Origin of the sequence: Aminomonas paucivorans DSM 12260, assembly GCF_000165795.1 — a bacterium.
Taxonomy (GTDB): Bacteria; Synergistota; Synergistia; order Synergistales; family Synergistaceae; genus Aminomonas; species Aminomonas paucivorans.
Window position 1 is genome coordinate 1,874,841 of sequence record NZ_CM001022.1, and the last position, 12,704, is coordinate 1,887,544.

General features: G+C 68.5%; 14 protein-coding genes and 1 tRNA gene. 7 read left to right on the forward strand and 8 right to left on the reverse strand.

Translation table 11 applies throughout. The features are described 5' to 3' along the window. Window positions 1–42: 42 nt before the first annotated feature. On the forward strand, window positions 43–2,007 hold the full coding sequence (locus tag APAU_RS08905) for an elongation factor G (protein ID WP_006301404.1): 1,965 nt from the start codon (window positions 43–45) through the stop codon (window positions 2,005–2,007). Window positions 2,008–2,010: 3 nt separating this feature from the next. Here the strand turns inward: APAU_RS08905 and APAU_RS08910 are convergent, their stop codons facing one another. From APAU_RS08910 to APAU_RS08945, 8 genes are all read right to left on the reverse strand, one after another. Then, window positions 2,011–2,766, reverse strand: a complete 756-nt coding sequence (locus tag APAU_RS08910; RefSeq protein WP_006301405.1) for a DUF2087 domain-containing protein — start codon at window positions 2,764–2,766, stop codon at window positions 2,011–2,013. A 40-nt stretch (window positions 2,767–2,806) separates the two neighbouring features. Next, on the reverse strand, window positions 2,807–3,844 hold the full coding sequence (locus APAU_RS12645; protein ID WP_006301406.1) for a hypothetical protein: 1,038 nt from the start codon (window positions 3,842–3,844) through the stop codon (window positions 2,807–2,809). Between the two features lie 256 nt (window positions 3,845–4,100). Beyond that, entirely contained in the window at window positions 4,101–5,075 is a 975-nt protein-coding gene (locus APAU_RS08920; protein WP_006301407.1) for an ornithine cyclodeaminase family protein, read from the reverse strand. A gap of 207 nt (window positions 5,076–5,282) precedes the next feature. Further along, on the reverse strand, window positions 5,283–5,930 hold the full coding sequence (locus APAU_RS08925) for a type 1 glutamine amidotransferase family protein (RefSeq protein WP_006301408.1): 648 nt from the start codon (window positions 5,928–5,930) through the stop codon (window positions 5,283–5,285). Between the two features lie 33 nt (window positions 5,931–5,963). After that, a complete protein-coding gene (locus APAU_RS08930; protein ID WP_156789472.1) occupies window positions 5,964–6,158 on the reverse strand; it encodes a hypothetical protein in 195 nt (64 codons plus the stop codon). Between the two features lie 116 nt (window positions 6,159–6,274). After that, on the reverse strand, window positions 6,275–6,574 hold the full coding sequence (locus APAU_RS08935) for a hypothetical protein (protein WP_006301409.1): 300 nt from the start codon (window positions 6,572–6,574) through the stop codon (window positions 6,275–6,277). A 165-nt stretch (window positions 6,575–6,739) separates the two neighbouring features. Further along, entirely contained in the window at window positions 6,740–7,483 is a 744-nt protein-coding gene (locus APAU_RS08940) for a hypothetical protein (RefSeq protein ID WP_006301410.1), read from the reverse strand. A gap of 223 nt (window positions 7,484–7,706) precedes the next feature. Continuing rightward, window positions 7,707–7,793, reverse strand: a tRNA-Leu gene (locus tag APAU_RS08945). 153 nt (window positions 7,794–7,946) lie between these two features. On the opposite strand from APAU_RS08945, the gene cbiB reads away from it, so the two are divergent. The 6 genes from cbiB (at window position 7,947) to APAU_RS08975 (ending at window position 12,700) form a co-directional block, all read left to right on the forward strand. After that, on the forward strand, window positions 7,947–8,882 hold the full coding sequence (gene cbiB / locus APAU_RS08950) for an adenosylcobinamide-phosphate synthase CbiB (protein ID WP_006301411.1): 936 nt from the start codon (window positions 7,947–7,949) through the stop codon (window positions 8,880–8,882). Beyond that, window positions 8,879–9,934: a pyridoxal phosphate-dependent aminotransferase gene (locus APAU_RS08955; RefSeq protein WP_006301412.1), complete on the forward strand. Its 1,056-nt coding sequence runs from the start codon at window positions 8,879–8,881 to the stop codon at window positions 9,932–9,934. Before cbiB ends, APAU_RS08955 begins: the two co-directional genes overlap by 4 nt. Window positions 9,935–9,968: 34 nt before the next feature. Then, entirely contained in the window at window positions 9,969–10,412 is a 444-nt protein-coding gene (locus APAU_RS08960) for a DUF2703 domain-containing protein (RefSeq protein ID WP_006301413.1), read from the forward strand. Window positions 10,413–10,435: 23 nt separating this feature from the next. Continuing rightward, window positions 10,436–10,957: a cob(I)yrinic acid a,c-diamide adenosyltransferase gene (locus tag APAU_RS08965; protein ID WP_006301414.1), complete on the forward strand. Its 522-nt coding sequence runs from the start codon at window positions 10,436–10,438 to the stop codon at window positions 10,955–10,957. Between the two features lie 162 nt (window positions 10,958–11,119). Then, window positions 11,120–11,806: a GntR family transcriptional regulator gene (locus APAU_RS08970; RefSeq protein WP_006301415.1), complete on the forward strand. Its 687-nt coding sequence runs from the start codon at window positions 11,120–11,122 to the stop codon at window positions 11,804–11,806. 12 nt (window positions 11,807–11,818) lie between these two features. Next, window positions 11,819–12,700, forward strand: coding sequence for a DMT family transporter (locus APAU_RS08975; protein ID WP_006301416.1), 882 nt, complete (start codon window positions 11,819–11,821; stop codon window positions 12,698–12,700). The last annotated feature ends 4 nt before the right edge of the window (window positions 12,701–12,704 follow it).

The following is a 12,704-nucleotide window of genomic DNA, read 5'->3' on the forward strand; positions in this document are numbered from 1 at the left end:
TCGCGCCCTGGGAACCCCACACCTCTTTGAGGAGGCTTCTTCTTGAGCGGACCCACCCTGCGGAACCTCGGCATCCTGGCCCACGTGGACGCGGGCAAGACCACCCTGACGGAACGACTGCTCCACGCCTCCGGGGCCCTTCGGATCCCCGGCAGCGTGGACGCGGGCACCGCCTGCACCGACGACCTGGAGGTGGAGCGCCGTCGGGGCATCTCCGTGCGCGCCTCCCTGGCCTCCTTCGAATGGAGGGGGCATCGGTTCAACCTGGTGGATACCCCCGGGCACGGGGACTTCGCCGGGGAGGTGGAGCGCACCCTCTCCGTCCTGGACGGGGCGGTGCTGGTGGTTTCGGCGGCGGAAGGGGTGCAGGCCCAGACGGAGGTGCTCTGGGAGGCCCTCGCGGCCCTGGGGCTGCCCACCCTCTTCTTCCTGAACAAGGTGGATCGGGTGGGAGCGGACCTCCCCGGCGTCCTGGGACAGATCCGCCGCCTCCTCACCCCCCGCGCCGTGCCCCTGCAGACCCTGGCAGGAGCGGGAACGGACCGCCTCCTCCTGCGGGACCTCTCGGACCCAGGGGACCCGGAAGCGGCGGCGGGGCTTTTCGAGGCCCTGGCGGATCTGGACGAGGACCTGATGGAAGCCTACCTGGAGGGCAGGACCCTCCCGCCGGAGGAACTGCTGCGCCGGGCGGAGCCCCACGCCCGAAAGGGGCGCCTGTTCCCCCTCCTGTTCGGCGCCGCCCTGGACGGTCTGGGGGTGGAGCTCCTGCTGGACGGGCTCGTGCGGTTCCTTCCCCCCGCGGGGGGAGATCCGGAGGCCCCCACAAGCGCCCGGGCCTTCAAGGTGGTCCACGACCCCGCCCTGGGACGGGGAGTCTACGTGCGGGTCCACCGGGGAACCCTGCGCACCCGGGACGCCCTGCCCCTTCCCGGCCGGGAGGAGCCCGGCAAGGTCACCCGGATCCGGCGGGCCGGTGCAGGACGGTGGGAGGACGTGTCCTCCCTGGAGGCGGGGGATCTGGGGCTGGTCTTCGGCCTGGGAGAGGCCAGGGCCGGAGACGCCCTGGGAGACCCGGAAGGCCTTCCGTGTGGGGTGCCCCTGGCGGAGCCCCTGTTCTCCGTCCGGGCCGTCCCCCCGACCCCCGAGGACGCCCCGAGACTCCTTGCGGCCCTTCGGGTGCTCTCCGACGAGGACCCCCACCTGGGGCTGGTGCTGGACCGGGAAAGGCAGGAGATGCACCTGCGCATCCTGGGCCCCCTGCAGGTGGAGATCCTGACCGCCCTCCTGTCGGACCGGTTCGGTCTGGCCGCGACCTTCGAGAAACCCGCCACCCTCTACAAGGAAACCCTGCAGGAAGCCGCGGAAGGATACGTGGAATACACCCTTCCCAAGCCCTGCTGGGCGGTGCTGCGCTTCCTGGTGGAACCGGGGGAACGGGGCTCCGGGGTGGTCTACCGTTCCCGGGTAAGCACCGACGACGTGAAGCTCAAGTACCAGAGGGAGGTGGAGCGCACCCTCCCCGCAGCCCTGGAGCAGGGGCTCCTGGGCTGGGAGGTGACGGACCTGCGGATCACCCTGCTGGAAGGGGAGGACCACGAGGTCCACTCCCGCCCCACGGATTTCGCCATCGCCACCCCCATGGGGATCTTCGACGCCCTCCAGAAAGGGGGCACCAGGCTGCTGGAGCCGGTGCTTCGCTTTGCCCTGGCCGCCCCGGAGGAGGCGGCAGGGGCGGTGCTGGGAGACCTGCTGCGCATGCGGGGGACCTTCGACGCCCCGCGGGTGGAGGAGGGGGTCTTCCGGGTGGAGGGAACCCTTCCGGCGGAACCCTGCGGGGACTACGCCGTCCGCCTGGGCTCCCTCACGGGAGGGCGGGGGCGCTTCTCCACCCGCTTCGCGGGCTACCGGGACTGCCCGGAGGAGATCCGGGCGGAGGCCCCCCGCCGCAGCGTGAGCCCCCTGGACCGGGCCCGGTACATCCTGGCCGCTCGGGGGGCCCTGGGCTGAGCCCTACAGACGCACCCAGTAGGCGGAGCCGTCCCGGGTCCGATCCAGGAAGCCGTAGTCGATGAGGCAGCGCCGCAGCAGGACGTAGTCCGCGTGAAAGGCCGACAGGATCTCGTTCAGCTCCCGCTCGGCGTAGCGTCGCCCCGGCTCCAGCCCCTGCACCAGGTGACGCAGCAGGGCCACCCGCTCCTTCGCCTTCAGGGGAAACCGGACCAGCGCCCCGTCCTCCCCCAGGTACTTGCGCAGGATCCGGGCGTACTCCTCCTCCGTCACGGCGTAGCGCTCGTCCACCTCCCGGGAGTGGGCAGGGTACTCCACGAACCGATCTCCCTCCGCACGCCCCTCCTCCAGCACCCACATCAGCGCCAGAAACGCCTTGGCCTGCCGGGCCCGCTCCTTCAACCGAAACCGATGGTTCCGCACGGTGGAACGGCTCAGGGAGAGGCGCGCCGCCAGGGCCCCGTCGTCCAACCCTTCCAGAAACCCCTCCACCACCTTCCCCTGGGCCTCCGAAAGCCCTCCCCACTCCCGCTCCAGATCCACCAACCACCGCCCCAACGGGCCGTGCTCCTCCCGGACGTGAAGCCGTGCCGCCGCACCGGCCTCCCAGAACCGCCCTTCTCGGGGAAAGACCTCCCCTTCGGCGAAGGATCGCCCGCAGACCAGACACACCCAACACCGCCTCTGCCCGTCAAAGAGAACCCCTTTTGCCAGTTCCTCCACCGAAGCCCGCTCAAAGGCCTCCGTCGCCACGTGCATCCTTGTTCCCTCGCTTTCTCCACGTCTCTCCCCGCCTTGATCAGACGGGGGTTCCCCGGCCCGCCACGCCCAAGAGCAGGCTGTGGATGGTGGGACCGTCCAGGATCCTGCGAATCTCCCAGCCACTGCGGACCGCCAAGGGGACAAAACCTGCCACCCCTCTGCATCGGATCGCCAGACGGCTGTTGCGCCCCATGACCCGGGTGACCTCGTTGTCCCGCAGCACCGACCCCGTCAGGAAGAACCCCGGCCCCGCGATTTCCCCCAGCACCTCCAGGTTCGAGAGGATTTCCTCGTCCGACCCGTATTCGAAGAGCCCCCCCTCGGAGGAACCGGCCCAAGGAGTTCCCTCTCTGTCCCGGATGCGCCGCAGATCCGACGGGTTCGTCCAGTCGTAGGGGACCCTCCGGACCTCCAGGTCCATCCCCTCCAGGGGCCCTCCGGGGCCTCGAAGGGCCTCCGCCGCCCGGCTGCCGAACCGGGGACCCGCCTCGTCGGAATCAAGGAGAAGCACCCGTACCCCCCGGCCTGCCAGCAGCTCCGGTCGCTCCTTCCGGATCCGGATCAGGGCGTTGAGGCTGTCCATGCCGGTTCCCCCGGCGATGTTCCAGAGGAGGACCGGCCCCGTCCTGCCCGTCTCCAGAAGGCCCCCCAGAGCCTCCGCTACCAGGCAGGCCTGATCCCGCAGACGCAGACGTACCCCAAAGGGGGGCAGCTCGTCCGCCACCTTGCGGTCCAGGGCGGAGGCGTACCCTTTCCCCAGAGGACGCGGCCCCAGCTTCATCAGATAGGTGTTCATGCCGCTCAGGAGGGAGCCCTCCGTCCCCGTCCCCGCCCGAGCCAGGAGGGAACGCCGCTGGAAAAACCACGAAAGCCCCCGACGCACCGGGGAGGGAAGCCGCTCCCAGCGCCGCATCCCCTCCAGGTAGGCCACCTCCCGACGCCGAAGTTCCTCTTCCCCGGGATCCAGAAGAAAGGCCCAGTGGGTCACGTCCGGTACCGGCAGCTCCACCCCGTCGTCCGAAAAGGCGTAGCAGACGCCGGGGATCTTGCGCTTCTCTTCGACTCTCTTCTTCATCGAATTGTCCCTCCGATGCGCACCCCCGGCCACCCCATGGGGGCATATATACAAACAAAAAGAAATAACGTTTGCTATAACGCAAACATCATAGCCATATTCACCAAGCTGTCAACCCCACCCTGCAGGGAGCCCCGAGGGGGCTCGCCCCCGCAAGGGACGAGGTTCTCCCCCTCCGGGCCGTCCCTGCCGATGCTCAAGACACGACGAGGCCCCGGACCTTCGGGTCCGGGGCCTCGTCCCCACGAGAAACGGACTAGAGTTCCAGGGTCTTCCCCACACCCCGCTCCCGGGCGCGGCGGTAGAGAAGGCTTCCCACCAGGGCATCGTCCAGGGCGATACCCATCAGCACCGCCCCCCGACGCCCCTCCCGCGCCGGAGGGGTCTTCCCCGCGCAGAGATCCCCCATGTCTCCGTAGATCCCCTCCGCCCCGGGGTATCCCCGGAAGTAGACCCCGTGTTCCTGGGTCCACAGGTACTGCTCCCGATCATCGCAGACGAAGAGCCCCGCCATGACGTCTTCGCAATAGGCCGCGTCGTAATCCACCGAAATGGCCAGAGCATCGGGTTTCAGCCAAGCGGCAGGGATGAAGCGTTTGGGATCCGTCACGATGGGCACGCAGGTCACCGTCACGTCCGCCTCCCGCACCGCCGCTTCCGCCTCCAGACAGGGCACCAGTTCCACCCCCGGAAGCAGCGGCTCCTGGTCCGCCACGAAGCGGCCCGTCTGGGAAGGAAACAGATCGTAGACCTGCACCCGACGCAGGTTCGGCAGGGCCTCCCGCAGGGCAAGCAGGCTGGTTCGGGCCTGCACCCCCAGCCCCACCATCCCCGCCACCTCCGCCCCCGGGGCGGCCAGATGTCGGGCACACACCCCCGTGGCAGCCCCCGTCCGCAGCGCCGTGAGCCAGGAGGCATCCATCACCGACAGGGGAAACCCCGTCTCGCAGTCGTTCAGGCAGTAGATTCCGGTAATGTAGGGTAGCCCCTTGGCCTGGTTCGGAGGATAGCCTCCCACCCACTTCAGCCCCGAGACGTCCACCTCCCCGGAAACGAAGCAGGGCATGGCATGGAGAAAGCAGTCGGGGCGGGTGTGCACCCCGATCTTGGCGGGCATCTCCACCTTCCCCTGCCCTTTCAGCCGGAACCCCCGCTCCACCTCCGCCATGGCCTCCACCATGGTGACCCCCAGAGACGCCACGTCTCCCCGGGACAGCCACAACACCTCCATGCCTCCACCTCCCTTTCGGATCCCGTTGCCCCGCGGCTCCCCCGAAACCACGGGAGAACTCTCGGAACCCCAGGCGCAAATCGACCTTCATTCTAAAGCATCGTCTCTCCATGCAGAAGAAGGGATGACGCGCCCGCTTATGTCCCGGCCCACGAAAAAACCCCCTCCCGCGAGGGAAGGGGGCGGTTTGCCTCTTCCATTTGCCCTTCAGCGTTCCGCCCCGCTCGGGGCCCCCTTTTCCAGCGCACTGCCAAGGGCGGCAAAGAACTCCGGGCGCCCGGTCTTGAAGAGGCCGAACCAGGCCTCCGCCACCGGCGGGGTGAACAGGTCCAGCCGCCGGAAGATGTGCAGAGCGAAGTCCACCGGTGAAACTCCGGGGGCGGTGATCACGTCCCCGTCGGTCACCGCGGGGGCCTCCTCGTAGAGGTCCCCGCCCCGGTAGCCCGTGGCGGCCAGGTATTCCCGGGCGTTGCTGGTATGCCGCCTCCGGTCCAGCAGCCCCGCCCGAGCCAGCCCGTAGGTGGCCCCGCAGATCCCCGCCACCGGGACTCCCGCCTCCAGGAACCGGGCGGCCAGGTCCAGGGCTTCCCCGTTGCCTCCCCGTTCCCAGGCCATGCCCCCGGGGAGGACCAGCATTCCCGCCTCAGCGGGGTCCGTCTCCTCCAGGGATCCCTCCGGCAGGACCCGCAACCCTCCCATGGTGGTCACGGGACGCCCCCCCGCCGACACGACCCGGACCCGCCAGGCCCCGGGACGTTTCTGGAAATCCGGCACCTGGATCCCCGGGGTGACGTAACCGATCTCCCAGTCCGAAAGCCCGTCGAAAACGAACAGAATCACCTCTCGGGTCTCCACGTCCTTCCCCCTTCCCCGCCTCTGCGGCGACCTTTACCCCTCCGTTCGCTCCGCTCCCCGAACGGAAGGAGCGAGGAGGGCCTCGATGCACCCCATGGCTTCCAGAAGCGCTGCCCGTTCCTCTTCCGCCAAGGGTTCCAGAAGATCCGCCGCCTGCTGCCGGGCCTGACACCTTTCCTCGGACAGAGCGAGCAGAGGACACCACGAGGACAGGCTATCCCAGGCCATGCTCATGGACAAACCGGTTCGATCCAAGCGACAGAAGCGGAGACCCCCTCCCGGAGGGGCCCCGCACACAAACCGCGGTGGAGGCCCCGGCTTGTCCGACCCCTCCGTCGCGTTCCCTACTCCATGTCCTGGTAGCTGTCGAAGCTCTCGTAGACCCTTTCGTGGGTCTTGCCGCCCTTTTCCAGCACCAGCTCCAGGTACCGGCCGTTCCAGGCGGCCCTCACGATCCGCTCGGGCTGGACGGTGATGGTCCGGGATTGGGTGGCGGACCCCTCCTTGAAGACCAGAAGGTGGTGGGGGTCCTGGATCTTCAGGGCTCCGTTCTCGTAGGCCCCGAAACGGGAGGCGAAACAGGGCCCGGCCAGAAAGACCACAAGCAGAATCGCGACTCCCCAGACCTTGACCTTCGAAATCATGATACCCCGCCTTTCTCTCCGTCTCGCCCCGGGAATCGACCCGGGAGCACCAGGGGCGGGGGCCGTCCCTCTCCGGCCCCGCACCTTGGAATCCGACCGTTCCCCACGACCCGGCCCGTCCTGCCCCCGTCGAGGGCTCGGCTCTCCTGCAGGGGACCCCGTTGCTTATTCCCGTTCCCTCCGTGAGGGTCCGTAGCGGACCAGCGCCACCCCGAAAACCCCCACACCCAGAAGACCGAACAACCACTGGGGATCGGGGTACAGGAGGACCGCAAGGCGCAGCCCGCTGCCCCAGAGAAACAGCATCGTTCCGGTCCAGAAGAGGATGCTCCACTCCACCAGCCGATCCCCTCGGGCAAACAGGCGATCCAACCGGGGCACCACTTCCCCGAAGAGGACCCGCAACCCATAGAGGATCGCCGCCGATCCTCCCAGGAAAAGGATCCAGGGAGAGAGTCCCGTCCCCCGGTTGAAGTTCCCCATGTCCCCAAAGGGCAGGAAGGACCCCATGACGATGTAGGAGATCAGCTCCATGAAGTTGGCCACCACGAACCAGAAGAGCCAGTGGAACCCCCACTTTCCTCGGGGGATCCCCCGGCGCATCCCGCAAAGCCCCAGGGTCACGATGGCGGCGTGCAACACCAGGGGGCTGACGCCGACGATCGCCGCCCCATGCCCGTGCCCGGAGGCAAAGAGGGACGCATAGGCGACCCCTTCGTCCCACCCTCGGAGGGTCAGGGGATTCCCCCAACGGATGCCCCAGGGAGTGGGCATGTATCCCAGCAACCAAGCCACGGTGCTGTGGGTAAACTCGTGCATCACCACCAACACCGACTGCAGGACCGCAAAGGTCAGCAACACCAGACACCCGTACTCCGTGGACCTCCAAACGCTGCGGGACGACACCATGCGTGTACCCCCCTGGGGGTTTTCTGCGTCCTCCTGGGGCCGACGAAAACCCCGAATCACTCCCATGGCGTGCCAGGAAACCATGGTACCATCAGAGGGGGAGCGATGGATTCCCCGGAGAGGACAGACCGAACGGGTGTTCCCGTTTTCGGCCCCGAGGGCTTTCCCGCGACGAAGGGCCCCCCGGAGAGAAGCTCCGGAGGGCCCTTGTTGGAGGTTCACATGGTGCCGGAGGGGGGACTCGAACCCCCACGAGGGGTAACCTCGGCGGATTTTGAGTCCGCTGCGTCTACCATTCCGCCACCCCGGCTTCGCGTGCCTATTGATACCACGGGGGCAGCGGATTTGTCCAGATCGTCCGCCCCACCCAGGACCGCCCCTTTCTTCCCTCCGGGTTCGTTGACTTTTCCGCATCCTCCCGTACCCTTGTGGCGGGAACCCCCAACTTCAAGGAGGCGACGTCATGCTCGTACCCGCCCTGGTGACCGCGTTGGTGCTGGATTTTCTTTTGGGAGACCCGCAGTGGAAGGGCCACCCGGTGCGGTTGGTGGGAGTGCTGGCGGAGAAACTGGAGCCCCTTTGTCGAAGTCTGCCCGTGTCCGCTTCCTCCCAGGGAGGGGTGTTCGTCTTTCTGGTGCTGCTCTGCACCCTGGCCCCGGTGGCCCTGGCGATGGAAGTGGCGGGGGCCCTGCCCCTGGGGTGGCTCCTCGCCGGAGGGGTGCTCTACTTCGCCCTGGGGGGCACCAGCCTGGCCCGGGAGGTGGCCTCCGTGGAGACGCACCTTCGCGCCGGGGACCTGGAGGGGGCCAAGGAGCACCTGGGCTTTTTGGTGAGCCGGGAGGTGGACCCCATGACGGAGGAGGACGCCTCCGCGGCGGCTCTGGAGACCCTTTCGGAGAACTTCGGGGACGCGGCCTGCGCCACCCTGCTCTACGCCGCCCTGGGGGGTCCGGTGCTGGCGTGGCTGCATCGGACGGTGAACACCCTGGACGCCATGGTGGGGTACCGCAACCCCAAGTACGCGGAGTTCGGCCGAGCGGCGGCCAAGCTGGACGACCTGCTGAACCTCCTGCCCGCCCGGGCGGCGGCCCTGGCGCTGGCGGCGGCCTCTCCCCTGGTGGGAGGCTCCTTCCTCCCCGTTTGGGAGGGGACCCGGAAGGACGCGCCCCGGGACGAAAGCCCCAACTCCGGCTGGCCCATGGCCGCCCTGGCCTACGCACTGGGGGTGACCTTGGGAGGACGAAGCCGCTATTTCGGCCTCTGGGAGGAGAACCCCCTCATGGGGGACGGCCCTCGTCCCGTCCCGGAGGACCTGCAACGGGGCCTGACCCTCTACTGGGGGGCCTATGCGGGGGCGTCCTTCGCCGCCCTGGGCCTGGGGGCGCTGATGTCCCTGTGAGGGAACACGGGGGACGGATCTTCGACCTGCCCCACCCGGAAGGGGTCCTGGACTTCTCCAGCAACATCAACCCCTACGGCCCCCCTCCCCACGCCCTGCGGGCGGCGGCCCGGGCGCTGAAACGGGTTTCCGTCTACCCCGACCCGGACCAGCGAGCCTTGAAGGGGGCCTTCTCCCGCTGGACGGGCCTGCCCCAGGAGATGCTGGTCTTCGGCAACGGGGCCAGCGAGCTGATCGGGGCGACCCTGGCGGGCCTCCGGCCCCGACAGGTGGCGCTGCCCGTTCCCACCTTCGGAGAGTACGGCGCCTGGGCGGAACGCCTGGGCATTCCGGTGCTGCCGGTTCCCCTGGAGGAATCCCGGAACTTCGCCCCCTCCCTCGACGCCCTGCGATCCGCCCTGGGGCCCCGCGACCTGCTGGTGCTCTGCCAACCCAACAACCCCACGGGCCGGGCCTGGACCAGGGAGGAGGTCACGTCCCTGTTGGAGGCCTGCGCCGCCGGGGGAGCACGGATGCTGCTGGACGAGTGCTTCCTCCACCTCACCTGGCCCGCCGCCTTCTCCCCCGCCTCCCTCCCCTGGCCCGCCCCCCTGACGGTCCTTCGGGCCTTCACCAAGGACTTCTCCGCCCCGGGGCTGCGCCTGGGAGCCCTGGCAGCTCCCCCCGAGACGGCCCGGGCCGTGCGGGAACACCTGCAGCCCTGGCCGGTGAACACCCCGGGGGAGGCCTTCGCCGCGGCCTGCGCTGCCCGGCCCGAACCGTTCCTGACCCGGTCCCGGCAGCTTCTGGCGGCGGAACGCCGCACCCTGACCCGAGGGCTGGAGGCCCTGGGGTTTCGGGTGCTCCCGGGGGCGGCGAACTTTTTGCTCTGCCGGGCTCCCCTGCCCGGGGGAACCCTGGCGGAACGCCTCCGCCCCCGGGACATCCTGGTGCGGCGCTGCGGGTCCTTCGGCCTGGAGGACCGTTGGATCCGCCTGGGGGTGAAGGATCGGGCCTCGAACCGAAGGCTGCTCCTCGCCCTGGAGAAGGTGGTGTATGCTGATCCCGAGTGACCCCAACCCGATCTCTTCGAGGAGGATGCTTCCCATGAACCAAATCCAGATCCGGCATTACCGGGTGGAGGGCCTGGCCTGCACACCCTGGGCGGAAACCCTGAAGACCTTGAACGACCTGTGCCGTCAGATGGCCCCTCGCTTCGCCGCCATGGACCTGCAGCTTGCCCTGCAGGAGGTGGAGCTTCCCGACACCCCGGAGAACCGGGCCTTCGGAAACCTGGTGACCCTGGCCTGCCCGGAGGCGGATCAGCCGGAGACGGCCTTGGAGGCCCTGCTGGGGGTGCGGGTGGAGCACGACCTCTGCGAGGAATGCGGCGATATCTGCCGCACCCTGGTGGTGGAGGAGGGCGCCCGTTTTCAGGCTCTGCCCTCGGGGCTCCTCATGGATGGCATCCTGCGGATGGCCTTCTCGGTGATCGCTCCGGAGGGCGGGTGCTCCGGAACCTGCGGGAGCTGCAGCGGCTGCTGCGGCTAGAGAGACCGGAAAGGAGCGGGGACATGAGCGATTTCGTCATCACCACCAAGGGAGGGGACAAGGGGACCACCTCCCTGTGCAGCGGGGAACGGGTGCCCAAGGACGACCTGCGGGTGGAGGTGTACGGCACCATGGACGAATGCCAGGCCCACGTGGGCATGGCTCGGGCCACCTGCCCGATCCCGGAGATCCGGGAGGAGCTGTTCCGGCTGGAGGAGAACCTGTCCTACGCCATGGGAAGCCTGGCCCTCTGCGCCGACCTGCCCGCCCCGGACCCGGCGTTTCTGGAGGCCCTGGTGGAACGGGTCAAGGGGGTCTTCCGGGGCCCCTTCCGGTTCGTGCGCCCCGGCGACTCCATCCCCGGAGCGGCGCTGCACCAGGCCCGAACGGTGGCCCGCCGGGCGGAGCGGGTGGCGGTGAAGCTCTACCGGGAGGGGAAACTCCAGGAGACGGAGTACGTGTACCTCAACCGCCTCTCCGACGCCATCTACGCCCTTTCCCTGTGGGTGGACCAGGAAATGAGGGACCAATCCCAGAAAATCTGAAACTCCGGTTCCGTCCATGAACCCCTTCGTCGACCCCCCGAGGAAACCTCTTTCCCCCATAGAGGTTTCCTTTTTTTCTCCCCCTCATGGTATCCTCTGGTTGATTCCTGTATAATGAACCCATTATACGTTTGTGAGCCGTTTCCTTAAGGAGGGGCAACCATGACGGAGCATCCTTTGACGCCCGCCACGAGCACGGACCTGAGGCAGATCGTCTACGAAAAGATCAAGGAGGCCATCGTCAACGGCCTGATCCCTGCGGGGCAGCGCCTCTCGGAGGTGGAGCTGGCGGGGAAGCTGGACGTGTCCCGCACCCCCGTCCGAGAGGCCATCCGCCAGCTCGCCCAGACGGGGCTGGTGAAGCTGGTCCCCCGCAAGGGAGCCTTCGTGGCCCTCCCCACCCCCAAGGACGCCTCGGACCTCTACGAGATCCGCACCGCCCTGGAGACCCTGGCCCTGGAACACCTGTGCGCCCGTCCCCCTCGGGAGGACCTGATCCGCTTCCGGGAACTCTTCGGCCGGATCACCAACGCCACGCCCCCCAACGCCTACCTGGAGGAGGACCGGCGGTTCCACTCTCTCCTGAGCGTGCGTTCCAACAACAACTTCCTGGAGACGGTGCTACACAACGTGACGGACCTCATCCAGCTCTGTCGCCACTACTCCATCGAGGGGGTCTCGCTGGAACAGTCCTGCGGAGAGCACATCGCCCTCATCGACGCCATCCTGGACGGAGACCTGGATACGGCCAAGGTGCGGCTCCGGGTACACCTGGGACACGCCCGGGAGGCCCTGGTGGTGTACATCCGCCACCACCCCGAGGCCCTGGACCCGGCCCTGCAGCCCTAGGGCTCCCGGACCATGTGGCAGGGTCTTCTCCTGGCCTTCGCCGCCGCGGCGGTGTGGGCCGTGGCCCCGGTCCTCTACCGGCGCTGCGTGGACCGGGTCTCCTACACGGGCCTGGGGGCTTTTCGATGCATCGGCTACCTGGCCAGCGCGGGGCTCTACCTGCTGGCGGTCCAGGGACCCTCGGGGTTCGTCCCCCTGCCCTGGAAGGTGCTCCTGCCCGCCATGGGGGCAGGGGTGGTGTGGCTGGTGCTGGGAGACCTCTGCTACTTCGCGGCGCTTCACAAGCTGGGGGTGACGGTGGGGGTTCCGGTGACCTCCTCCTTTCCCGTGGTGGTGGTCATGGCCTCCTGGTTCTTTCTGGACGAGCCGGTGCACCTGTCCGTGTTCCTGGCGGCGGCCTGCACGGTGTTGGGAATCTACCTGCTGAGCCCCCGGGGACCGGAGGCGCAGAGGCCCACGGACTTCCGCCGGGGGATGCTCTTCGCCCTAGGGACCATCCTCTGCTGGTGCTTCGGCATCATCACCAACAAGCTGCTGATCCGGGACATCCCCATCCCCATGCTGGAGTGGTGGCGCGCCGTGGCCATCACCGCTGCGTCGTGGCTGGCCTTCGTCCTCACGGACCGCACGTGGAAGCACCAGGTCCGGGCCCTCACCCTCTCCTCCCTGGGGGAGATGGTCCTGGCGGGGGCTTTGGGACTCACCGTCGGCAACCTGCTGTACACCTACAGCCTCCGCACCATCCCCGTCTCCCTGGCCACCTGCATCGCCTGCGCCCGTCCCTTCCTGGCAGCGCTGTTCGCGGTGTTCGTGCTGCGGGAACGCCTGTCCTCCCAGCTTTTGTCGGGCATCGGGCTGGTGGTGGCGGGAGTCCTGGTCATGACCCTGGTTTAGGGAG